18 protein-coding genes and 1 pseudogene are annotated in these 23375 nt (G+C 73.4%); 7 read left to right on the top strand and 12 right to left on the bottom strand.

The window, feature by feature from the left end; all coding sequences use genetic code 11:
- Positions 1-34: 34 nt before the first annotated feature.
- Genes ABZ719_RS28535 through ABZ719_RS28515 form a run of 5 tightly spaced genes read right to left on the bottom strand, consistent with a single transcriptional unit; the run spans position 35 to position 5312 of the window.
- Positions 35-919: a glycosyltransferase gene (locus tag ABZ719_RS28535; RefSeq protein WP_366728048.1), complete on the bottom strand. Its 885-nt coding sequence runs from the start codon at positions 917-919 to the stop codon at positions 35-37.
- Between the two features lie 5 nt (positions 920-924).
- Entirely contained in the window at positions 925-1704 is a 780-nt protein-coding gene (locus ABZ719_RS28530) for a CDP-alcohol phosphatidyltransferase family protein (RefSeq protein WP_199811700.1), read from the bottom strand.
- Entirely contained in the window at positions 1682-2743 is a 1062-nt protein-coding gene (locus tag ABZ719_RS28525; RefSeq protein WP_366728047.1) for an iron-containing alcohol dehydrogenase family protein, read from the bottom strand. The genes ABZ719_RS28530 and ABZ719_RS28525 overlap by 23 nt, the downstream gene beginning before the upstream one ends.
- Complete coding sequence (locus tag ABZ719_RS28520; protein WP_366728046.1) at positions 2731-3492, bottom strand: phosphocholine cytidylyltransferase family protein; 762 nt, start codon at positions 3490-3492, stop codon at positions 2731-2733. Before ABZ719_RS28520 ends, ABZ719_RS28525 begins: the two co-directional genes overlap by 13 nt.
- On the bottom strand, positions 3489-5312 hold the full coding sequence (locus tag ABZ719_RS28515) for a DUF5941 domain-containing protein (RefSeq protein WP_366728045.1): 1824 nt from the start codon (positions 5310-5312) through the stop codon (positions 3489-3491). The genes ABZ719_RS28520 and ABZ719_RS28515 overlap by 4 nt, the downstream gene beginning before the upstream one ends.
- A gap of 575 nt (positions 5313-5887) precedes the next feature.
- On the opposite strand from ABZ719_RS28515, the gene ABZ719_RS28510 reads away from it, so the two are divergent.
- Positions 5888-6820, top strand: a complete 933-nt coding sequence (locus tag ABZ719_RS28510; RefSeq protein ID WP_037863124.1) for a cation diffusion facilitator family transporter — start codon at positions 5888-5890, stop codon at positions 6818-6820.
- 221 nt (positions 6821-7041) lie between these two features.
- The gene (gene idi, locus ABZ719_RS28505; RefSeq protein WP_366728044.1) at positions 7042-7632 is read left to right on the top strand and encodes an isopentenyl-diphosphate Delta-isomerase; all 591 of its coding nucleotides are present in this window, start codon (positions 7042-7044) and stop codon (positions 7630-7632) included.
- Positions 7633-7867: 235 nt separating this feature from the next.
- On the opposite strand, the gene ABZ719_RS28500 is transcribed toward idi, so the two are convergent.
- Positions 7868-8380, bottom strand: coding sequence for an ATP-binding protein (locus tag ABZ719_RS28500; protein ID WP_366728058.1), 513 nt, complete (start codon positions 8378-8380; stop codon positions 7868-7870).
- Between the two features lie 250 nt (positions 8381-8630).
- Between ABZ719_RS28500 and ABZ719_RS28495 the strand changes: the two genes are divergently transcribed.
- Positions 8631-9377: an enoyl-CoA hydratase/isomerase family protein gene (locus ABZ719_RS28495; RefSeq protein ID WP_366728043.1), complete on the top strand. Its 747-nt coding sequence runs from the start codon at positions 8631-8633 to the stop codon at positions 9375-9377.
- A gap of 37 nt (positions 9378-9414) precedes the next feature.
- Here ABZ719_RS28495 and ABZ719_RS28490 read toward each other — a convergent pair whose 3' ends face one another.
- Entirely contained in the window at positions 9415-10050 is a 636-nt protein-coding gene (locus ABZ719_RS28490) for a DJ-1/PfpI family protein (RefSeq protein ID WP_366728042.1), read from the bottom strand.
- Between the two features lie 135 nt (positions 10051-10185).
- Positions 10186-11148: a GlxA family transcriptional regulator gene (locus ABZ719_RS28485; protein WP_366728041.1), complete on the bottom strand. Its 963-nt coding sequence runs from the start codon at positions 11146-11148 to the stop codon at positions 10186-10188.
- Positions 11149-11352: 204 nt separating this feature from the next.
- Here ABZ719_RS28485 and ABZ719_RS28480 point away from each other — a divergent pair, with 204 nt between their 5' ends.
- On the top strand, positions 11353-13743 hold the full coding sequence (locus tag ABZ719_RS28480) for a Tex family protein (RefSeq protein WP_366728040.1): 2391 nt from the start codon (positions 11353-11355) through the stop codon (positions 13741-13743).
- A gap of 128 nt (positions 13744-13871) precedes the next feature.
- Here ABZ719_RS28480 and ABZ719_RS28475 read toward each other — a convergent pair whose 3' ends face one another.
- Both ABZ719_RS28475 and ABZ719_RS28470 read right to left on the bottom strand, forming a co-directional pair.
- Positions 13872-14084, bottom strand: coding sequence for a hypothetical protein (locus ABZ719_RS28475; RefSeq protein ID WP_366728039.1), 213 nt, complete (start codon positions 14082-14084; stop codon positions 13872-13874).
- Between the two features lie 257 nt (positions 14085-14341).
- On the bottom strand, positions 14342-15982 hold the full coding sequence (locus ABZ719_RS28470; RefSeq protein WP_366728038.1) for an ABC-F family ATP-binding cassette domain-containing protein: 1641 nt from the start codon (positions 15980-15982) through the stop codon (positions 14342-14344).
- 103 nt (positions 15983-16085) lie between these two features.
- On the opposite strand from ABZ719_RS28470, the gene ABZ719_RS28465 reads away from it, so the two are divergent.
- Positions 16086-17045: an FAD-dependent oxidoreductase gene (locus ABZ719_RS28465; protein ID WP_366728037.1), complete on the top strand. Its 960-nt coding sequence runs from the start codon at positions 16086-16088 to the stop codon at positions 17043-17045.
- Positions 17046-17075: 30 nt separating this feature from the next.
- Here ABZ719_RS28465 and ABZ719_RS28460 read toward each other — a convergent pair whose 3' ends face one another.
- Positions 17076-19061: a Xaa-Pro dipeptidyl-peptidase gene (locus tag ABZ719_RS28460; RefSeq protein ID WP_366728036.1), complete on the bottom strand. Its 1986-nt coding sequence runs from the start codon at positions 19059-19061 to the stop codon at positions 17076-17078.
- Between the two features lie 258 nt (positions 19062-19319).
- Between ABZ719_RS28460 and ABZ719_RS28455 the strand changes: the two genes are divergently transcribed.
- Positions 19320-20816 (top strand): M1 family metallopeptidase, encoded by a 1497-nt coding sequence (locus ABZ719_RS28455; protein ID WP_366728035.1) that lies wholly within the window; start codon positions 19320-19322, stop codon positions 20814-20816.
- 144 nt (positions 20817-20960) lie between these two features.
- Here the strand turns inward: ABZ719_RS28455 and ABZ719_RS28450 are convergent, their stop codons facing one another.
- Entirely contained in the window at positions 20961-22424 is a 1464-nt protein-coding gene (locus tag ABZ719_RS28450; RefSeq protein ID WP_366728034.1) for an amino acid permease, read from the bottom strand.
- Positions 22425-22644: 220 nt separating this feature from the next.
- Here ABZ719_RS28450 and ABZ719_RS28445 point away from each other — a divergent pair.
- Positions 22645-23331 (top strand): annotated as a pseudogene (locus ABZ719_RS28445) (MerR family transcriptional regulator); the annotation flags it as partial.
- Between the last annotated feature and the right edge of the window lie 44 nt (positions 23332-23375).

Raw genomic sequence — 23375 nt, 5'->3', positions numbered from 1 at the left:
CGCGTGCGGCCGGTGCTGCCGGGCAACGAGCTTGTCAGATGACCGGCGGCCGGCCCAGCCGGGTGAGCCGCCACACGGTACGCCACCGCATGGGCCGGCGCGGTCCGCACGGCGTGGCCCAGCCTTCCCGGAACCCGCCGAACCAGGCCTTCAGGGCCGGGCGCGAGGGGCGCCGGGCGAGGGTGAGGAGCATCCACACCCCCAGGTAGACCGGGACGAGCGGGGCCGGCAGGTTGCGGCGGGCCAGCCAGACCCGGTTGCGGGCGACCATGCGGTGGTAGACCGCGTGCCGCGAGGGCGCGGTGGTGGGGTGGTACAGCACCATGTCGGACCGGTAGTCGATCATCCAGCCCGCGTCGAGGGCCCGCCACGCCAGGTCGGTTTCCTCATGGGCGTAGAAGAACTCGTCCGGCAGCCCGCCGACCTCGGCGAAGACCTTCGTGCGGGCGGCGTTCGCCCCGCCCAGGAAGGTGGTGACCCGGGAGGAGCGCATCGGGTCGGAGGCCCGCAGCCGCGGCACGTGGCGGCGCTGGGTGGCACCGGTCTCGGGATCGGCGATGCGGAAGCTGATGATGCCCAGCTTCTCGTCGGCGGTGAAGGCGCGGCGGCACAGCTCGGCGGTGTCGGTGCGCGCCAGCAGGCCGTCGTCGTCGAGGAAGAGCAGGATGTCGACGTCGCTGCCGCCGGGGCCGAAGGCCTCGATGCCGACGTTGCGCCCCCCGGGGATGCCGAGGTTCTCCGGCAGCTCGATCGTCCGGACCCCCTCGGGGACGTCCGGGACGGGCGAGCCGTTGCCGACGACGACGACCTCGACCGGGTCGCCGTCCTGCGCGGCCACCGAGTCGAGCAGCGCGCGCAGCTCGTCGGGGCGGTTGCCCATCGTGATGACGACGGCCCCGACCTTCGGCGAGGTGGTCATGCCGCTCACCGCAGCCTGCTGGAGGCGAGGACGGACACCAGGTGCAGCAGGGTCTGCAGGAGCGCGATGCCGGCCAGGACGGCGGTGCCGAGCCGGGTGAAGAACAGGTCGCCCCGTATCTGGTCCACGATCGCGAGGACCAGGATCAGCAGGGACGCCTCGATACCGAGGATCAGCCGGTGGAACTTGAGCGCGGCGGCGGCCCGGCGGGCCAGCGCCACGCCGGAGGAGCGCGGTTCGGCGGCGCTCTCCTTGACCGGGGGCAGTCCGCCCTGGTGGCGGGCCACGCCGACCAGGTCCGTCTCCGCCTTGATCAGGATGGCGCCGAGCGCGGCCAGGGTGCCCAGGAAGGCCCACAGCCAGTCGATCCGTCCGCTCCCCCACAGGTCGGCGGCGCGCAGTCCGAGGCCGACCAGGACGGCCGCGTCGGTCAGGTAGGCGCCGACCCGGTCCAGGTAGACCCCGCCGAGCGAGAACTGCTGCTTCCAGCGGGCCACCTCGCCGTCGACGCAGTCCAGCAGCAGGTAGAGCTGGACCGCCACGACACCGAGCACCGCGCCCCACACGCCCGGCACCAGCAGTGCCGGGGCGGCGAGGACACCGCACACCGTCATCAGGTACGTGAGCTGGTTGGGCGTGACCTTGGTGTTCACCAGGTAGCGGTCGACCCGCAGGGACACCTCACGCATGTAGAGGCGTCCCATCCAGTGCTCTCCGCTGCGCCGGTCCTTGACCCCCACGGGGTGCACGACCGGTCTGAGTTCAGCTACCGATGGCCTTGACATAGTCGGCGTAGGCGTCCTTGATCTGTTCGGTCTTGAGGTCGAGGTGTTCGAGGATCGTGTAGCGGCCGGGACGGGTCTCCGGGGCGAACTCCACGGCACGGACGAACTCGTCCACCGTGAAGCCGATGTCCTGCGGCAGCACCGGCAGCCCGTGCCGGCGCAGCACCCCGGCCATCAGCGCCGACTCCTCGACGGCGCCGCGCAGGTGCATCGCGAAGGCCGCGCCCATCCCGCACTGTTCGCCGTGGCTCGCGGCGCGCTGGGGGAACAGCAGGTCGAAGGCGTGGTTGATCTCGTGGCAGGAGCCGGAGGCGGGACGCGAGTCGCCCGAGACGGACATCGCGACGCCGGTGAGGACCAGCGCCTCGGCCAGCACCTGGAGGAAGCCGCCGTCGGCGATGCCGCCGGGGTGGCGCAGCACCGCCTCGCCCGCCTGCCGGGCCATGGCGGCGGCCAGGCCGTCGATCTTCTCGCCGTTCACCCGGTGGGCCAGTTCCCAGTCCGCGACCGCGTTGACGTTGGAGACGGCGTCGCCGATGCCGGAGCGGACGAAGCGGGCCGGGGCCTCGCGGATGACGTCCAGGTCGATGACGACGGCGATCGGGTTGGGCACGCCGTAGGAGCCGCGGCCGGCGTCGTTGTCGAGGGTGGCGACCGGGGAGCACAGGCCGTCGTGCGCGAGGTTGGTGGGCACGGCCACCAGGGGCAGGCCGACGCGGGCCGCCGCGAACTTCGCGCAGTCGATGATCTTCCCGCCGCCCAGGCCGACGACGGCGTCGTAGTGGCCGCTCTTCATCTCGCCGGCCAGCCGGATCGCGTCGTCCAGGGTGCCGCCGCCGACCTCGTACCAGGTGGCGCCCGGCAGGGTGGGGGCGACCCGCTCGCGCAGCCGGGCGCCGGAGCCGCCGCTGACGGCGACGGCGAGCCGGCCGGAGTGCGAGACCCGCTCGTCGGCGAGGACGCAGGCCAGGTCGTCGAGGGCGCCCGGGCGGATGTCGACGGCGACCGGCGAGGGGATCAGCCGGGTCAGTAGCGGCACGCGATCTCCCGTCCCCGCGCGAGGTCGTCGTGGTTGTCGATCTCGACCCAGTCGACCTCGCCGATCGGTGCGACGTCGATGCGGAAGCCGCGGTCGACCAGCTCCTGGTAGCCGTCCTCGTAGTAGAGCTGCGGGTCGCGCTCGAAGGTGGCCCTGAGCGCGTCGGCCAGGTCGGCGGCGGCCTCGCCCTCGATGAGGGTGACACCGATGTACTCGCCGGTCGCCTCGGCGGGGTCCATCAGCTTGGTGATGCGCCGCACCCCGGTGGCGGGGTCGACGACGACCTTCATCTCCTCGTCGGCCAGCGTCTTGACGGTGTCCAGGGCGAGGATGATCCGCTTGCCGTCGCCGCGGGCGGCCAGCAGCGTCTTCTCCACGGAGACCGGGTGGACGGTGTCGCCGTTGGCGAGGATCACACCGTCCTGGAGAGCGTCACGGCCGCACCACAGGGAGTAGGCGTTGTTCCACTCCTCGGCCTTGTCGTTGTCGATGAGCGTGAGCTTCAGGCCGTACTTCTGCTCCAGGGCCGCCTTGCGCTCGTACACGGCCTCCTTGCGGTAGCCGACGATGACACCGGCCTCGCTCAGGCCGATCTCGGCGAAGTTGGCGAGGGTCAGGTCCAGGACGGTGAGCCCGTCGGAGCCGTCCTCTATGCCCGCGGGCCCGACCGGCACCAGCGCCTTGGGCAGGGTGTCGGTGTAGGGGCGCAGACGCCGTCCGGCGCCGGCCGCCAGCACGAGGCCGATCATGCGGGTTCTCCTTCGTCGTGTACGGCGGGCGCGCCGCCCTTGTGGGCGGCCACCCAGAAGCGGATGCTCTCGGCGAGCACCACGACGGCCACGAGCACGGCGATGACCGTGAGCGCGGCCTTGAACTGCGCGGCGGTGAGCAGCGCCGCCAGTACGGTGACGAGCAGCGTCCGCCCTTCCTGCCCCCCGATGGCGCGCACCAGACGGGCCGGCGGCGCTCCGGCGTCACCGCGGATGCGGTACACCGTGTCGTAGTGATGGTAGGCGACGGCCGCCACCAGCCCGAAAGCCGCCGGCAGGGCTCCGTTCACGTCGGCGCGGGCCGCCAGGACCAGGACGGTTGCGTACTCCGCGGCCCGGAACAGCGGCGGGACCAGCCAGTCCAGGGCGCCCTTGAGGGGGCGGGCGAGGGCGAGCGCCGAGGTGAGGACGTAGGCCAGGGCGCCGACGACGGGCCACAGGCCGCCGAAGCCGGTGAGCGCGCTGCAGGCGACGACGGCGAGGCCGCCGAGCAGGGCGACGGCTGGTGCGGTGACCGCGGGCAGCCCGCGGGCGGGCCCGCGCAGGGCGTGGGCGAGGCCCGCGCCGAGCGGCCCGTTGTCCGCGAGGTCCGCGAGCGCCTGCGCGGCCCGGTCGGTGCGGCGTGCCTTGCGGGTCACCGAGCGCAGCACACGGCCCGCCGTGGTGTACGTCGCCGCGAAGGCGCAGCCGGCGAGCAGGACGTAGAAGGTGATGCGGGGGGTGGTGGCGGCCGTCAGGACGGCGATCATCGCCCAGCGTTCCCCGATGGGCAGGACGATCATGCGGCGCAGCCAGACCGTCCAGCCGACGCTGTCGAGCTTGTCGGAGAGGGCGGCGGTGGGGCTGGTGTTGGCGGTGGCGTCGTGGTTGGCCTCGTTGAAGGAGAAGTCCACGACGTGCCGGCAGGTCTGCAGGACCATGGCGCCCAGCGCGAGGGCCCATACGTCGTCGTGGCCGCCGCCGCGGACCGCGCCGAGGGCGAGCCCGGCGTAGTAGGCGTACTCCTTGGCCCGGTCGAAGGTGGCGTCGAGCCAGGCGCCGAGGGTGGAGTACTGCAGCGAGTAGCGGGCGAGCTGGCCGTCGGTGCAGTCCAGGACGAACGAGGCGATGAGGAGCACGCCGGCGGCGACGAAGCCGCCGCGGGTGCCGGTGGCGGCGCAGCCGGCCGCTATGAGCGCGGTGAGCAGGGAGGCGGTGGTGACCTGGTTGGGGGTCAGGCCGCGGCGGGCGCACCAGCGGGCGATGTAGCGCGAGTACGGGCTGATGAAGAACGTGGTGAAGAAGCCGTCGCGGGCCTTGACGGCCGACTTCAGACGGACGGCCTCGTCGTCGACGGCGGCGACGGCCTGCCGCGCCTCGTTGCGGGCCTGCGGGTCGGCCGGGACGACGGCGACGAGGCTGCCGAGTTCGGGGTGGTGCACGGCGGTGCCGTCGGCGTGCAGGGCGGCGGCGAGGCGGTCGGCGACGCTGTCCACGGCGAGCGCGGTGCCGCCGCCCGCGGTGTTCTCCCGGGCCAGGGCGCGGACCAGGGCCTGGCGGCCGGCCGGCTGCGCGGTGACGGCGCCGGGGACGGCGGCGAGCGGGAAGCGGGGGTCGGTCAGGCCCAGGCGCAGGGCGTGGGTGTGGCCGACGAAGCGGGCGTCGACGACGGCGACCCGCTCCCCGCTCGGCACCCGGGCCAGCACGGCCTCGGCGTCACCGACGTCGGCGGCGGGGCGCACGTCGAAGCCGATGGCCCGCAGATCGGCCTCGATCGACGATCCGGGGACCGGCTGACCGGTGAGGATGGCGGTCGACAACCGAACTCACTCCCTGGTGCCGACGCGGGGGCGCCGGTCATGTGCATGGTGGAGGGGTGCCGCTTGCCCCGGGGCGGCCGGGCGGCATGTCGGCAGAGGCTATCGGATGCCGGGAAGCCCGCGTTCACCGCCCGTTCACGGGGCCGATCGACGTGATCCGCCGCAGCCTGCGCCGAGATCATCATCGGTGATCGGGGCGCCGCCTCACAAACTCCGCACCAGATCGGACATTCACCGCGAACGCGCGGCACGGGCGCGGGTGCGGGGACGGAGACGGTGGGGCGGGGGACGGGGCCGGGCGGCACGACGGGCCCGGCCGGGCGGCGCGGTGCGCGGCAGCCGGACGGTGCGGTGCGCCGGGCGGGGCGGCGGACGGCGGGGCGAGAGGCGCCGCGCCGCGCCCGACGACACGCGGTGCCGCGTCTGCCGAAACGTTCTGACCTGCGGATCGTTTGCGCAGGTCAGGGCACATGACAACGGTGTTCAGTGCCGCGTTGCCCCATACCCCCCACCCGTAGTTGACTGGGTCGCGCCCGGCGGGGATCCGGGCGGGACCCACGAGGACGGAGAGGCTGATGGGGGCCGGTCACGACCACGGGCACGCGCACGGCGCCACCGGCACGGCGGCGGCCGCCCACCGCGGCACGCTGCGCATCGCACTGTCGATCACGCTCGCCGTCATGGTGGTGGAGATCATCGGCGGCGTGGTCGCGGATTCCCTCGCGCTGGTGGCCGACGCCGCCCACATGGCGACGGACGCCCTCGGCCTGGGCATGGCGCTGCTCGCCATCCACTTCGCGAACCGGCCGCCGAGCGGGAACCGCACCTTCGGCTACGCCCGCGCCGAGATCCTGGCCGCGCTCGCCAACTGTCTGCTGCTGCTCGGAGTGGGCGGGTACGTCCTGTACGAGGCGGTGCAGCGGTTCGTGCGGCCCGCGGAGACGCACGGCGGCCTGATGATCGTGTTCGGTCTGATCGGCCTGGTGGCGAACTCCGTCTCGCTGGCCCTGCTGATGCGCGGCCAGCGGGAGAGCCTGAACGTGCGCGGCGCGTTCCTGGAGGTGGCCGCGGACGCGGTCGGCTCGCTGGCCGTGATGGTCTCGGCGGCGGTCATCCTGCTCACCGGCTGGCAGGCCGCCGACCCGATCGCCTCCCTGGCCATCGGCCTGCTGATCGTGCCGCGCACGGTCAAGCTGCTGCGCGAGACCCTGGACGTGCTGCTGGAGGCGGCCCCGAAGAACGTCGACATGGACGACGTGCGGGCGCACATCCTGGCGCTGGACGGCGTCGAGGACGTGCACGACCTGCACGCCTGGACGATCACCTCCGGACTTCCGGTCCTGTCCGCGCACGTGGTGGTCAGTTCCGAGGTGCTGAGCGCGGTCGGTCACGAGAAGCTGCTGCACGAACTGCAGGGCTGCCTCGGCCACCACTTCGACGTGGAACACTGCACCTTCCAGCTGGAGCCCGGCGGGCATGCCGAGCACGAGGCGCGTCTGTGCCACTGAGCGCCCTCCCGGCCCCCGGTCCGCCGGGGTACCCGGACGGTTCCGGTGGCGCCCGGCAGGGCACGATCAGTAACCGGGTCCCTCTCGCGGTGACCGTCCGGTGACCGCCGCGCCCGCCCCGGGCGCGGTGCCGCGGGGACATGCGGGCACACCGGGAAGTGCCGGGAGTGCCGGTTCCGTGCGGCAGACTTGGGGCTCGAGGACCGATGCGAAGGATGGGTATGCCGATCACACCTGCCACCGCGACGCACAGCTCGCCGGACGGCACCGCGGACGCGATCTTGCTGGAACTCGTCGACGAGGGCGGCGTGACGATCGGCACCGCGGAGAAGCTCGCCGCGCACCAGCCGCCGGGGCAGCTGCACCGCGCCTTCTCCGTGTTCCTCTTCGACGAGCAGGGCCGCCTGCTGCTCCAGCAGCGGGCGCTGGGCAAGTACCACTCCCCCGGTGTGTGGTCCAACACCTGCTGCGGCCACCCCTACCCCGGCGAGGCGCCCTTCGCGGCGGCGGCCCGGCGGACGTACGAGGAGCTGGGCGTCTCCCCGACGCTGCTCGCCGAGGCGGGCACCGTCCGCTACAACCACCCGGACCCGGCGTCGGGCCTGGTGGAGCAGGAGTTCAACCACCTCTTCGTCGGCCTGGTGCAGTCCCCGCTGCGGCCGGACCCGCAGGAGATCGCCGACACCGTGTTCGTGGCGCCCGAGGAGCTGGCCGCACGGCACGCGCGCGACCCGTTCTCCGCGTGGTTCATGACCGTGCTCGACGCGGCCCGTCCGGCCATCAGGGAGCTGACCGGCCCCGCGGGCTGGTGAGCCCGGCCGGGGTCCTCACGGACCTTTTCCCCAAGGTGTTCCAGGTCCTGCCGTCACCTTCCCGTCGTCGCCCGCGGGGCGGCCCCGCGGCGTCCGGTGCGTGCTCCCGGCGTGCCGGGCGGAAGTCCTCGTACCGGGCCGGGCGTACTCGGGCTTTCGTCCGGTACGGCGACCGGTACGGCGAGAGGACGTGCCAGGCGTCGCGGGGCGGGCGGGATCCTGGCGACAGGGCCTGTCAGGGCGCGGGGGTGAGCGGCAGGGCGGCCCAGATCACCTTGCCGCCGCCGGCCGTGTGCTCGACGTCGCAGACGCCGCCCGCCTCCCGTGCGATCTCGCGGACGAGCAGCAGCCCGCGCCCGCCGGTGCGGCCGTGGTCGGTCTCCAGCGCGGTCGGCCGGTAGGGGTGGTCGTCCTCGACGGAGACCCGCAGCCAGTCGGCGCCGACGGCGACCTCCACGGCGAGCGTCGGTGACAGCACCGCCGCGTGCCGGACGGCGTTCGTGACCAGCTCGGACACGATCAGCAGCAGGCCGTGGACCAGGTCGCCCGAGGCGGGTACGCCCTGGCGGCGCAGCAGGTCGCGCACGGCGTGCCGGGCCTGCGGGACGGAGGCGTCGACCGCGGGAGCGGTGAACCGCCAGACACCCTCGTACGGCATCGGGGCCGGCGGAGGCGGCGGCACGCCGTCCAGGGGGGCCGCTGTACCGCCTGCTGGGCGCGGGCCGTCCCCGCGCCCGTGGTCGTCCATCGTCCGGTCGCCACCCTCGCGCTCGATTGTCACCACAGGACGAGTGTTGGTACCGCGGCGCGCGACCCCAAGGACTGAACGCAAGTGGGCCGGTTCCTGGCCCTTTCCGATCGTTTCAGTCGTCCATGGCCCCGACCCGGACCCCTTCTGCTCGACCGGTGCCGCGTTCGCGAACTTTTCGGGTTGTACGGGTTCCCTCCGCCACCCGGGACCGTGATCGAACGCACGATCGGGCAGATAGCATCCGGCCATGGAGCCGCAGCTGCTGCACGACGTCACCGACGCGGTCGCCACCGTCGTCGTCCACCACCCGGCCAAGCGCAACGCCATGACGGCGGCCATGTGGCGGGCGCTGCCGCCGCTCCTGGACCGCCTGGCGGCCGACCCCGGCGTACGGACGCTGGTGCTGACGGGCGCGGACGGGACGTTCTGCGCCGGTGCCGACATCTCCACGCTGCGCGAGTCGCCCGCCGAGGCGCAGGAACTCGCCGTGCTCGCCGAGGAGGCGCTCGCCGCCTTCCCCAAACCGACCCTGGCCGCCGTGCGCGGGCACTGCGTCGGCGGCGGCGCGCAGCTCGCGGCCGCCTGCGACCTGCGGTTCGCCGAGGAGGGCGCGCTGTTCGGGGTGACCCCGGCCAGACTCGGGATCGTCTATCCCGCCTCCGCGACCCGCCGGCTGGTGTCCCTGGTGGGCCCGGCCACCGCCAAGTACCTGCTGTTCTCCGGCGAGCTGATCGGTGCGCGGCGGGCGCTGCGCACCGGGCTGGTCGACGAGGTGCTGCCCGAGGGCGGGCTGGACGAGCGTGTCGCGGAGTTCACCCGCCTCCTGGCCGCGCGCTCGCCGCTGACGCAGGCGGCGGCCAAGGAGTTCGCGGACGGCCGCACGGACCGCGACGCCCACTGGACCGCCCAGGCGCGCGGCAGCGGCGACACCGCCGAGGGCGTCGCCGCCTTCCTGGAACGCCGGACGCCGCGCTTCACCTGGAGTGCCGAGTAGGGGGCGGCGAGCGCGGGCCGGGGCAGGGCGTGCGGCTCTACCGGAGGTAGGGGCGGCTGTCGGCGCGGAACTTCTCCACGAGGTGGGCGGGGGCCTTCTGCGGGGAGCCCGCGTCGTAGGGCGGCTGGGGGTCGTACTCGGTGAGGAGCTGGACGGCCTGGGCCGTCTCGTCGCCCGCGATGCGGCCGAGCAGGGTGAGGCCCATGTCGATGCCGGAGGAGACACCCGCGGCGGTGACGTACTTGCCGTCGGTGACCACCCGCTCGCCGGTGGGCCGCGCGCCGAGCGAGGCGAGGTGGTCGAGGGCGAGCCAGTGGGAGGTGGCGCGCCGGCCGCGCAGCAGTCCGGCCGCGCCGAGCAGCAGGGAGCCGGTGCACACGGAAGTGGTCCAGGTGCTGGTGGCGTCGGCGGCGCGCAGCCAGTCGAGCAGGGCAGCGTCGTCCATCAGCGCCGTCTGGCCGGGACCGCCCGGGACGACCACGATGTCGGGGGACGGTACGTCGGCCAGGGTGCGGTCGGCGGTCAGGGCGAGGTTCCCGGTGTCCGTGCGCACCGGGCCGGTCCGCTCGGCGACGAAGACGGTCTCCGCGCCGGGCAGGCGGCCCAGCGTCTCGTAGGGGCCGACGGCGTCGAGCGCGGTGAAGCGGTCGTAGAGGACGATGGCGATCTGCATGGTCTTCCCTTCGGTGAGCCGCGCGGTGCGGCCCCGGCCGGTGAACGGCCGGCGGTCGCCCTGCGGACGGTCGGCGTGCCCGCGGGGAGCGCGGGCGGCGCCGTGGACGGCGCCGTGAGCGCCATGGGCGGGAGGTCAGGTGGGGGCGTGCGCCGGGCGGAAGCGGCGCCGGTACTCCGCCGGTGACGCGCCGAGCGTGCGCAGGAAGGCGCGCCGCATGGCCTCGGGCGTGCCGTAGCCGCTGGCGCGGGCGATCTGCGCGATGCCGTCGGCGGTGTCCTCCAGCAGTCGCCGGGCGTGTTCCAGGCGGACCCGGTCGACGTACCGGCCCGGGGACATGCCCGTCTCCGACTGGAAGGCCCGGGCGAAGTGGCGGGGGGAGAGGGCGGCGCGGGCGGCGAGCGCCTCGACGGTCAGGTCACCGGCAGGGTGCTCGGTGATCCACTGCTGGACGTCCCTGAGCGGCTCGCGGTGGGCGGTCTGCGCGGTGAGCTGCGCGCTGAACTGCGCCTGGTTGCCGGGTCTGCGCAGGAACACCACCAGGTGCCGGGCGACGGTGAGCGCGGTGTCGCGGCCCAGGTCCTCCTCGACGAGCGCGAGGGCCAGGTCGATGCCCGCGGTGACACCGGCCGAGGTGGCCACCTGGCCGTCCCGTACGAAGATCGGGTCGGCCTCGACCCGGACCGCGGGATGGTCGCGGGCGAGTTTCGCGCAGTACGCCCAGTGCGTGGTGGCCCGGCGCCCGTCCAGCAGGCCCGCCTCGGCCAGCAGGATCGCGCCGGTGCACACCGAGACCAGCCGGGCCGCGCGCGGGCCGTGTCCGCGCACCCACTCGACCAGGCGCGGATCCGGCCGGCGGGTGCCCTCGCCGCCGGGGACGAGGAGGGTGTGCGCCCGGGGCGCGCCGGTGAGCGCGGTGTCCGGTACGAGGCTCAGGCCGCTGGAGGTGCGCACCGGGGCGCCGTCCAGCGAGGCCGTACGGAGCCGGTAGGTGCCCGGGGTGTGCTTCTCGGCTCCGGCGAACACCTCCAGGGGGCCGGTGACGTCCAGGCTCTGCACGCCGTCGAAGAGGACGACGAGAACGGTTCGCTGCGCCATGCCCTCGATTCTGGGCGGGCGCGACGGTGGCCGCAACGACGGTTTTCCCACCTTTCCGGCCATGCGTCCGCCGGGCCGGCCGGGCCGCGGGCGCCCGGCCGCGCCGTGGCGACGCGCCCGCCGGGGACCGCCCTGATCCCCGGATGTCGGTGCCGCCTGCCACAATTGCGGCGCAACCCGAAGTGGAGAAGGCGGTACCGGAACGTGACGACACCCGGGTCCCTCGCAGCAGGGTCCATCGAAGGCAGGATCGCCGAGGAACTCGGCGTCAGGGAGCGGCAGGTCAGGGCCGCCGTGGAGTTGCTCGACGGCGGTTCGACGGTGCCCTTCATCGCCCGTTACCGCAAGGAAGCGACCGAGATGCTCGACGATGCGCAGTTGCGCACGCTCGAGGAGCGGCTGCGCTATCTGCGGGAGCTGGAGGACCGGCGGGCCGCGATCCTGGACTCGGTGCGCGAGCAGGGCAAGCTCACCGGTGAACTGGAGGCGCGGATCCGGGGCGCCGAGACCAAGGCGCGGCTGGAGGACATCTACCTGCCGTTCAAGCCGAAGCGGCGGACGAAGGCGCAGATCGCGCGGGAGGCGGGTCTGGAGCCGCTGGCGGACGGCCTGCTGGGTGACCCGGGCGTGGAGCCGCTGGCCGCGGCGGCGGCCTTCGTGGACGCGGACAAGGGCGTGGCCGATCCGCAGGCCGCGCTCGACGGGGCTCGCGCGATCCTCACCGAGCGGTTCTCCGAGGACGCCGACCTGATCGGCGAGGTCCGCGAACGCATGTGGACGCGCGGGCGGCTGGCCGCGAAGGTGCGCGAGGGCAAGGAGGAGGCGGGTGCGAAGTTCGCCGACTACTTCGACTTCGCCGAGCCGTTCACCGAGCTGCCCTCGCACCGGATCCTGGCGATGCTGCGCGGCGAGAAGGAAGAGGTCCTCGACCTCGTCCTGGAGCCCGAGGAGCCCACCGACGGCCCGTCGTCGTACGAGGCGATCGTGGCGCACCGCTTCGGCATCGCGGACCACGGCCGGCCCGCCGACAAGTGGCTGACCGACACGGTCCGCTGGGCCTGGCGCACCCGGATCCTCGTCCACCTCGGCATCGACCTGCGGCTGCGGCTGCGGACGGCCGCCGAGGACGAGGCGGTGAACGTGTTCGCGGCCAACCTGCGCGACCTGCTGCTGGCCACCCCGGCGGGCACCCGCGCGACGCTGGGCCTGGACCCGGGCTTCCGTACGGGTGTGAAGGTCGCCGTGGTCGACGCGACCGGCAAGGTCGTGGCCACGGACGTCGTCCACCCGCACGTACCGGCCAACAAGTGGGACGAGGCCATCGCCACGCTGGCGCGCCTGGCCCGGGAGCACGCGGTCGAACTGGTCGCGATCGGCAACGGCACGGCGTCCAGGGAGACCGACAAGCTCGCCGGTGACCTGATCACCAGGCACCCGGAGCTGAAACTCACCAAGGTGATGGTGTCCGAGGCGGGCGCGTCCGTGTACTCCGCCTCCGCGTACGCCTCGCAGGAACTGCCCGGGATGGACGTGTCGCTGCGCGGCGCCGTGTCCATCGCGCGCCGGCTGCAGGACCCGCTGGCCGAGCTGGTGAAGATCGACCCGAAGTCGATCGGTGTCGGCCAGTACCAGCACGACCTGTCCGAGGTGAAGCTGTCCCGCTCCCTGGACGCGGTGGTCGAGGACTGTGTGAACGGTGTCGGGGTGGACGTCAACACCGCGTCCGTGCCGCTGCTCTCGCGCGTCTCCGGCATCACCGGCTCGCTCGCCGAGAACATCGTGGCGCACCGCGACGCCAACGGGCCGTTCACCTCGCGCGCCCAGCTGAAGAAGGTCTCGCGGCTCGGTCCGAAGGCCTACGAGCAGTGCGCGGGCTTCCTCCGCATCCGCGGCGGCGACGACCCGCTGGACGCCTCCAGCGTGCACCCGGAGGCGTACCCGGTGGTGCGCCGGATGGTGAAGACCACCGGCCAGGAGGTGGCCTCCCTCGTCGGGAACACGGGTGTGCTGCGCTCGCTGCGGCCGGCCGACTTCGTCGACGACACGTTCGGTCTGCCCACGGTCACCGACATCCTCAAGGAGCTGGAGAAGCCGGGGCGCGACCCGCGGCCCGCCTTCAGGACGGCCACCTTCAAGGAGGGCGTGGAGAAGATCTCCGACCTGTCCTCGGGGATGGTCCTGGAGGGCGTCGTGACGAACGTGGCGGCGTTCGGCGCGTTCGTGGACGTCGGTGTCCACCAGGACGGTCTGGTGCACGTGTCGGCGATGTCGAAGACCTTCGTCAAGGACCCGCGGGACGTGGTCAAGCCCGGCGACATCGTCAAGGTGAAGGTGCTGGACGTCGACATCCCGCGCAAGCGGATCTCGCTGACCCTGCGCCTGGACGACGAGGCGGCGCCGCAGGACCGTCAGGGACAGGGCGGCGGCGGTGAGCCGCGCCGGCGCGGCGGCCGGCCGCCGCAGCAGCGCCAGGGCCGCGGTGGCGGCGGTGGCGGTGGCGGCGGCTCGCGTCAGGCGCCGGCGCCGTCCAACAGCGCCATGGCGGACGCGCTGCGCCGGGCCGGTCTGCTGGACTCGGACAAGGGCCGTCGCTGACGTACCGCGGGCCCGGCCCCCGCGTGGTGCGGTGGGCCGGGCCCGGTGGCCGCGTCGCGGCGGTCCGCCGTCCGGCGCGCGTCACTGCCGGGGACGCGCGGGCGGGACGGGCGCCGTGGACGGGGCCGCTATCGCGGAGTCTGGCCGGGCGGCAGCGCGGAGTGCGGCCGTGGGGAGGCGTTCCGCGCCCCGGGGCCGGGCTCGAAGGCGCCCGACGGCTGCCCCGTCCGCATCACCTGGTCGAGTTCGCGCCGTATGCTCGTGGCCGCGTCACGGACCCGTGCGGGTACGTCACCGCGCTCCGCGACCAGCTGGTGGTAGATGGGGGCGTCCTGGAACATGGGCGACCATGCCTTTCTGTCTGCGGCTTCGCTCCGGTGGGCAACGGTTGCCGAGTGTAAAGCCCCCTGGCGAAGGCGCCGGTGGCCGCCTCCGGCAGGTACCGGACAAGGCGTGACGACCGGGCCGGACCCCCGCCCGACGACCGGACCCGAGTCCCTGCCTGACCGCCGGGCCCGGGTTCGCGCCGTCACCGGCTCCCGGGCCACCGGACGGCTCTGGTGCTGTGGCCGGCGAGGTTGGCCCGCCCCAGCACGAGCTAGTGTTCCGTCACCTTGCCGTCGGCCACTTCCAGGTGGCGGGTGGTCCGTACCGCCTGGAGCATGCGGCGGTCGTGGGTGACCAGGAGGAGGGTGCCCTCGTAGGCGTCGAGGGCGGACTCCAGTTGCTCGATGGCCGGCAGGTCGAGGTGGTTGGTCGGCTCGTCCAGGACGAGCAGGTTGACGCCCCTGCCCTGGAGCAGGGCGAGTGCGGCCCGGGTGCGCTCGCCCGGGGAGAGGGTCGCCGCGGGGCGCAGTACGTGGTCCGCCTTCAGGCCGAACTTGGCGAGCAGGGTGCGGACCTCGGCCGGTTCGGTGTCCGGGACCGCCGCGCGGAAGGCGTCCAGGAGCGACTCGGAGCCGTGGAACAGGCGGCGGGCCTGGTCGACCTCACCGACCAGGACGCCGGAGCCCACGGCCGCGTGCCCCGCGTCCAGCGGGAGGCGGCCGAGCAGGGCCGCCAGCAGGGTCGACTTGCCGGCCCCGTTGGCGCCGGTGACCGCCACCCGGTCCGCCCAGTCGATCTGGAGGGTCACCGGGCCGAGCACGAACGGGCCGCGCCGTACCTCCGCGTCGCGCAGGGTGGCGACGACCGCGCCCGAACGGGGGGCCGCCGCGATCTCCATGCGCAGCTCCCACTCCTTGCGGGGCTCCTCGACGGTCTCCAGGCGTTCGATCATGCGCTGGGTCTGGCGGGCCTTGGCGGCCTGCTTCTCGCTGGCCTCACTGCGGAACTTGCGGCCGATCTTGTCGTTGTCGTTGCCGGCCTTGCGCCGGGCGTTCTTGACGCCCTTGTCCATCCAGGCCCGCTGGGTCTGCGCACGCTCCTGGAGGGCCGCCCTCTTGTCGGCGTACTCCTCGTAGTCGTCGCGGGCGTGCCGGCGGGCGACCTCGCGCTCCTCCAGGTAGGCCGCGTAACCACCGCCGAAGAGGTTGACCCGGCCCTGGGCCAGGTCCAGTTCGAGGACCTTGGTGACGGTGCGGGTGAGGAACTCGCGGTCGTGGCTGACGACGACCGTCCCGGCGCGCAGGCCGGTGACGAAGCGTTCGAGGCGTTCCAGACCGTCGAGGTCGAGGTCGTTGGTCGGCTCGTCGAGGAGGAAGACGTCGTAGCGGGACAGGAGCAGGGAGGCGAGTTGGGCGCGGGCCGCCTGGCCGCCGGACAGCGACGTCATCGCCTGGTCCAGGTCGACGGCCAGGCCCAGCGAGCCGGCGGTCTCCTCGGCCCGTTCGTCCAGGTCGGCGCCGCCCAGGCCGAGCCAGCGCTCCAGGGCGCTCGCGTAGGTGTCGTCCGCGCCGGGGGCGCCGTCGACGAGGGCCTGGGTGGCCTCGTCCATGGCCCGCTGGGCGTCGGCGACGCCGGTGCGGCGGGCCAGGAACTCCCGGACGGTCTCGCCGGGGCGGCGCTCCGGCTCCTGGGGCAGGTGGCCGACGGTCGCGGTCGGCGGGGAGAGGGTGAGTTCGCCGTGCTCGGGGGTGTCCAGGTGGGCGAGGATGCGCAGCAGCGTGGACTTGCCCGCGCCGTTGGCACCGACGAGACCGATCACGTCCCCGGGCGCGACGACGAGGTCGAGCCCGGAGAAGAGCGCGCGGTCGCCGTGTCCGGCGGCGAGGTTCTTGGCGACGAGGGTGGCAGTCATCAGACCGCCGATCTTAGGTCCTCCCGTTCCGGTCGTGCGGGCCCGCGGCGGCGGAGGGCGGGCGGGCGGCGCCGGTCCTGGCACTGTCGGCTACGGTCCCCGTATGGACGCTGGAGTGAACGGTGACGTGGTGGTGGTCGGCGGCGGGGTCATAGGACTGACGACCGCCGTGGTGCTGGCCGAGGGCGGCCGGCGGGTGCGGGTGTGGACGCGGGAGCCCGCCGAGCGGACGACCTCGGCCGTCGCCGGCGGTCTGTGGTGGCCGTACCGGATCGAGCCGGAGTCGCTCGTCGGTGACTGGGCGCTGCGGTCCTTCGCCGTGTACGAGGAGCTGGCGGAGCGGCCGCGGGAGACCGGCGTGCGGATGGTCGAGGGGGTGCACGGCGGGACCCGGCTGGAGCAGCTCGGACCGTGGGCCGCGCAGGTGCCCGGGCTGCGCGCGGCGCACGCCGGTGAGTACGCGGGGACGGCGCTGTGGGCGCGGCTGCCGCTGGTCGACATGTCGGTTCATCTGCCGTGGCTGCGGGAGCGGCTGCGGGCGGCGGGCGGGGCGGTGCAGGAGCGGACGGTGACGGATCTGGCCGCCGTGGACGCCCCGGTGGTGGTGAACTGCGCGGGGCTGGGCGCCCGCGACCTGGTGCCGGATCCGGAGGTGTATCCGGTGCGCGGTCAGCTCGTCGTCGTGGAGAACCCGGGGATCACGACCTGGCTGACCGCCGTCGACGACGTCTCGGCGTCCTCCACCTACTTCATTCCGCAGCCGGGCGGTCTGCTGCTCGGCGGTACGGCCGAGGAGGACTCCTGGTCGAGGGAGCCGGATCCGCGGGTGGCCGAGCGGATCGTCGCACGGTGCGCGGCGCTGCGGCCCGAGATCGCCGGTGCGCGGGTGCTGGAGCACCGGGTCGGGCTGCGCCCGGCCCGCCGCTCGGGTGTGCGGCTGGAGCGGGCGGCGCTCGCGGACGGGCGCGCGCTGGTGCACAACTACGGCCACGGCGGCGCGGGGGTCACCGTGGCCTGGGGCTGCGCGCGGCAGGCGGCCGGGCTTCTCCTCCCGGCCGCCTGACCTGCTCGTCGCCGCTGCCTCAGCGCCGCGTCACCGCCCGGGTAGCGGGTGCGCGGGGAGCTGTGCGCGTACGCCGTCCAGCGGACGGGGCGCCGGGGCGGACGGTCCCCCCGCGGTGGCGGAGGGGGTGCTGCCCGCGGTGGCGGCGGCGAACGCCGCCGCGCCGCCGGCCAGCGGGACCCTGGCCGAGGTGTGCGCCAGGTCGAGGGTGAGCGTCGGAGTGGTGGACGGCGGGTCGATGAGGTCCTTGTCGGTGCCCGCGACGATCAGCGCCAGGCGGTGGCCCCGGGGCACGACGTGGTCGGTCGGCGCCAGGTCCAGGGTGAGGGTGTAGGCCTTGCCCGGGACGAGCGGGCCGCCCTTGCCGTCGGGGGTGTGGTGGCCGAGGTCGGCCCAGCCGCGGCTGAGGACCGTGAAGCCGACCTGGGTCGTCTTCGCCGCCGTCTCCTTGTAGCAGGCGCTGTCGCCCGCCGTGCTGGCGCCCCAGCAGGTGCGGTCGGCGAGGGTGGTGATGCCCTCGGCGGCGTCGGCGTAGTCCCGGATGGTGTCGGGGCCGAGGTCGACGAGGACGGCGGACAGGTGGGCGCTCGTGGTGGTGGACGCGGCCCGGACGGTGACCTCGGAGGAGCCGGACAGCCGCAGGTCGCGGCCGAGCGGGCCGGTGACGAACCCGGCCTTGTCCGGGGTCGCGGTGTCGATCCGCGCGGCCCAGTCCGTCTCGCTCAGCTTCGGGTCGTCGGTGAACGTCTCGGTGCCGTGCGCCGGGCGCAGGCCGAGGGTGCCGGCGCCGGCCCGGGTGCCGGGCGCGGGGCGCAGCGTGGCCGCCGCGGTGCCGCGCGGCGGCCAGACGGCGGAGGTCACCCACTGGTCGGGCCGGCGTTCGATGTCGGCCATGGGCTCGCGGTCGACGCCGTTGCGGTAGCCGAGCAGTTCGTGGTCGAACCAGCGGTGCAGGGTGTCGACCCAGGCGCCGCGGCGGTAGTCGAAGGGGTCGACGTGGCCGGTCTGGGAGAGCCAGATCTTGCGCTGCACGCCGTTCTTCGCGAGGGCGTCCCACCACTGGCCGAAGTTCTTGGTGCGCACGTTGAGGTCCTGCATGCCGTGGACGAGGAAGACGCTCGCCCTGACCTTGGCCGCGTCCTTCACGTAGTCACGCTCGGTCCACAGGGGCGTCCAGTCGCCGGTGCGCGGGGCGCCGTCGACGAGCTTCTTCTGCACGGCGGCGCAGTGGGCGTGGGCGGCGTCGCTCTCCACCGCGTCGGAGAGCCAGTCGGGGCCCGAGCCGTACAGCGGGGCGCCCTGGGCGAAGTAGTAGTCGTACCAGGAGGAGATGGCGCTGATCGGCACGATGGTCTTCAGGCCCTCGACGCCGGTGGCGGCCACGCCGTTGGCGATGGTGCCGTCCCAGCTCTTGCCGATCATGCCGGTCTTCCCGTCGGTCCAGCCGGCCCTGACCGGGGTGGAGCCGGTGCGGGTGGTGTAGGCGCGGGCCCGGCCGTTCAGCCAGTCGACGACGGCCTTGGCGGACCGGATGTCCGAGCGGCCGCCGACGTCGACGCAGCCGTCGGAGCGGTTGGTGCCGGCGAGGTCGACGCCGACGACGGCGTAGCCGCGGGGCACGAAGTAGTTGTCGTAGAAGAGCGGCATCTGTACGACGCGGCCATCGGCGTCGTAGGTCTTCAGCTGGCTCTCGTTGCCGCGCCCGCAGCAGGAGTAGTACGGGCTGGCGTCCATGATGACGGGCACTTTCCGGCCCTGCTGGGCCGCTTCGCGGGGCCGGACGATGTCGGCGGCGACGCGGTCGCTGCGCCCGTCGCCGTCGCCGTCGAGGCCGGTGTCGACCCAGACGGACTCGCGGACGGCGTTCGTGTAGGAGTAGACGGGGCGGCTCTCGCGCGGGGCCGGGCCGTCGTGCGGCGCGGCGTGCGCCGCCGGGCTGAGGAGTGCGGTCGCCAGGACGGCGACGACCGCCAGGGCGATCGATCTCCAGGTCGTCATGCGCATGCTGTTCGGCATGAGCGGGACGGTACAGGGGGCAACTGCCGTGCAGAAGGGGAAAACTGACGTGTTGCCGGGACGCAGGGGACGGCACGGGCGGAAGGGGCATCGCAGGGGTGCGGGAGTGCAGGCGAGTGCCCGGGCGCGCAGGGTGCCTGCTTCCCCCGTGACGGCCGAATGGCGATCATGTGACAGCAGTGACCATGGACATGCCTGGGCCGCCAGGGACTCAATAGGCTCCGAACAGACTTCGTTCCCCTAGGACTTGGAGCTGACGTGCACCGCAGAATCATCGTGCCGGGCACTCTGGCGGCGGCCTCCCTGTTGCTGGCGATCCCGGCGTCGGCCGCGAGCCACTCCCCCGGCGCGCCGGGCATCGGCGACCCCTACTACCCCGACTACGGCAACGGCGGCTACGACGTCTCCCACTACGACCTGCGGCTGACGTACCAGCCCGCGACGGACGAGCTGGAGGGCACGGCGACGATCTCGGCGCGCACCACGCAGGACCTGTCCAGCTTCGACCTGGACTTCCTGCTGGACGTCAGCGAGGTACGGGTCAACGGGGTGAAGGCGGCCTTCACCACCGCGCGCCAGCACGAGCTGGTCGTCACGCCGAAGAGCCCGCTGGCCAAGGGCGCGCCGGTCACGGTGGTCGTCCGCTACCGCGGGGTGCCGTCCACGAAGAGCGCCTACGGCTTCAGCACGTGGCACCGCACCCCGGACGGCGCGGTCGCGGCGGACGAGCCCGAGGCCGCCTGGTGGTGGTTCCCGAGCAACGACCACCCCAGCGACAAGGCCACCTACGACGTGTCGGTGGCGGTCCCGGACGGCACCCAGGCGATCTCCAACGGCACCCTCCAGTCGGTCTCCTCGAAGCTGGGCTGGACCCGCTACAACTGGCGCCAGAACAAGCCGCAGGCGACCTACCTGTCCACGCTGGCGCTCGGGAAGTTCGACATCACCACCGGTACGTCCGAGGGCGGTGTCCCGGTGATCAACGCCTACAGCAAGGACCTCGGCGACAACGACGGAGCGGCCCGCGCGAGCGTGGAGCGCACCGGGGAGCTGGTCGACTGGCTGAGCGGCTATTTCGGGCCGTATCCGTTCAGCTCGGCGGGCGGGTACGTGCCGAACACGACGACCGGGTACGCGCTGGAGACCCAGTCACGCGTCTACTACAGCCCGAAGCAGTTCGCGAACGGCTCCAACACCTCCGTCGTGGTGCACGAGCTGGCCCACCAGTGGTACGGGGACAGCGTGTCCCTCAAGGGCTGGAAGGACATCTGGATCAACGAGGGCTTCGCGCGGTACGCGCAGTGGCTGTGGTCCGAGCACGAGGGCGAGGGCACCACGCAGGAGCTGGCGGACTACGTGTACGCCTCGCACCCGGCCGACGACGCCTTCTGGACGGTGAAGCCGGGTGACCCCGGTCCCGACAACCAGTTCGACGCGGCGGTCTACGACCGGGGGGCCGTCGCCATCCAGGCGCTGCGCAACGCGATCGGCGACCAGGCGTTCTTCGCCCTGCTGAAGGGGTGGCCCCAGCAGCACGCCTACGGCAACGCCTCCGTGGCCGACTTCCAGAAGTACGCCGAGCAGGTCTCCGGCAAGCCGCTGGCCGCGCTCTTCGACACCTGGCTGTTCCAGCCGGTGAAGCCGGCCGCTCCCGCGGCGCGCGCGGCGTCCTTCGCCGCTGCGCCGGCGGCGGCCCCGGCGCAGCCGAGGTCGTGGAAGAAGATCGAGGCGACGAACTCCGTCCACGCCAGGTGAGCCGCGGCCGGACCGCTCCGCACCGGGGCGGTCCGGCCCCTGGGCCGTGGTCGTGCGTCCGGCCCGGCCGCAGCGGCGGCGGGCCGCCCCGGACGGCCTCGGTCGCCTCGTACCGGCCGGGGGCGCCGTGGCCGCCGGGGGACGCTACTTCGTGAGGGAGGGCGCCTCGGCGGACTGCCGCGTGACGCGGCGGCGGACGCCGAACCAGCCGCCGACCAGGAGCACCGCGATCAGCGGGATCAGGAAGAGGGTCTTGCGGCCCACGTCGGGGTCGTTCCACATCAGGCCGAGGCAGGCCAGCAGGAAGGCGATCGTGGCGATCTCGGTGACCGGGCTGCCGGGCAGGCGGAAGTGCGGCCGGTCGACCAGGCCCGCCTTCGCCCGGCGGACGAAGACCAGGTGGCAGATCATGATGATCACCCAGGTGCTGACAATGCCGAGCGAGGCGACGTTCAGCACGATCTCGAAGGCCTGGCTGGGCACCAGGTAGTTCAGGCCGACGCCGAGCACGCAGACCGCGCAGGTCAGCAGGATGCCGCCGTAGGGCACCTGGCTGCGGCTCATCACGCGGGTGAACTTCGGCGCCGAGCCCGCCATCGCCATGGAGCGCAGGATGCGGCCGGTGGAGTACAGGCCGGAGTTCAGCGAGGACATGGCGGCGGTGAGGACCACCAGGTTCATCACGTCACCGGCCGCGGGGACGCCGATCTTCGACAGGACGGTGACGAAGGGGCTCTCGTCGCCCGAGTAGACCGAGCCGGGCAGCAGCAGGGCGAGCAGGACGACCGAGCCGACGTAGAACAGGGCGACCCGCCACATGATCGAGTTCACCGCGCGCGGGACGACCTTCTCCGGCTCGGCGGTCTCACCCGCGGCGACGCCGACCAGCTCCAGGGCGGCGTACGCGAAGATCACGCCCTGCATGACGAGGACCACCGGCATCGCGCCGTGCGGGAGCAGTCCGCCGTGGTCACTGATCACGCTCAGGCCCGGGGTCGCGCCGTCCACCTTGTGCTGGGTGGCGAGCAGGAAGATGCCGATCAGCATGAACGCGACCAGCGTGGCCACCTTGACGATCGCGAACCAGAACTCCATCTCGCCGAAGATCTTCACCGAGATCAGGTTCACGGTGAGGACGACGGCGAGGGCGATCAGCGCCAGCACCCACTGCGGGACGGGCGTGAAGAAGCTCCAGTAGTGCGTGTACAGCGCGATGGCGGTGATGTCGGCGATGCCGGTCGTCGACCAGTTCAGGAAGTACATCCAGCCGGCGACGTAGGCGCCCTTCTCGCCGAGGAACTCGCGCGCGTACGACACGAAGGATCCGGACGAGGGGCGGTACAGGACCAGCTCGCCCAGGGCGCGCACGACGAAGAACGCGAAGACGCCGCAGACCAGGTAGGCCAGCGCCAGCGCCGGTCCCGCCGAGTGCAGCCGGCCGCCGGCGCCCAGGAAGAGGCCGGTGCCGATCGCGCCGCCGATGGCGATCATGTTGACGTGGCGGTGCTTGAGGTCCTTGCTGTAACCGGCGTCGCCCGCGTCGGCGGGGGTCGCGGTCGCCCGGGGACGGTCGGCGACCTGTTCCGTGTGCACGGAGTCCTTGCTCACGCGGTGGTATCCACTCTCTGGGGGCCGAGCGGGGTGCGCCCGGGTGTCCGTACGATTCCGGCGTGCACCACTGGGTACGCGGTACAGACCAGGCAAGCAGCTTCCCAGAGGGATCAGCTTGCATGCGATGGCGTACGTCACAGAGGGGGACTTCTCACACTATCCACGCAGATCGGTCACCCGCTTTCACACCACTGGTGAGACAGCGATACTGCTGCACATGACGACGACCGACACCGGCGAGCCGGTCCTCACCATCGACGAGCTGGCCGCGCGGGCCGGCGTCACGGTGCGCACGGTGCGGTTCTACGCCGGCCGGGGCCTGCTGCCGCCGCCCGCGATCGGCCCGCGCCGGGTGGGGCACTACGGCCGGGACCACCTCGCGCGCCTCGCGCTGATCGAGGAGATGCAGCACCAGGGCATGACGCTGGCGGCGATCGAACGCCATCTGCGCCGGCTCCCGCCCGGCCTCAGCCCGCACGACCTGGCCGTGCACCGCGCGGTGGTCGCCTCCTGGGCACCGGAGAGCATGGAGATGCTCTCACGGCCGGAACTGGAGCGGCGCGCCGGGCGGCCGCTCACCGACGAGGACGTGGAGCGGCTGGCGGCGATGAGCGTGCTGGCGCGGGAGGACGACTCCTTCCGCGTCGACGCGGGGCTGCTGCGGCTCGGGGTGGAGCTGCTGGACGTACCGCTGTCCGAGGAGACCGTGCTCGCCGCCCGCACGGCGCTGATCGACCACGCGCGGGCGGCGGCGCGCGAACTGTCGGGACTGCTGCGCGACGCGGTGGCCGAACGCGGCACGAAGGACGTGAAGTCCCTGTCCGCCCATATGCACCCCCTGGTGGTGCAGGCGCTGCTGACCACCTTCCAGCGGTCGCTGAAGGAGGAGCTGCGGGAGTGGGTCGGCTCCCCCGAAGCGGACGCCGGGCCCGGGCCCCGGGACGGGGA

It is taken from the genome of Streptomyces sp. NPDC006743 (assembly GCF_040703815.1).
In the GTDB taxonomy this organism is placed as follows: Bacteria; Actinomycetota; Actinomycetes; order Streptomycetales; family Streptomycetaceae; genus Streptomyces.
This window is presented reverse-complemented; position numbering and strand designations above follow the sequence as displayed.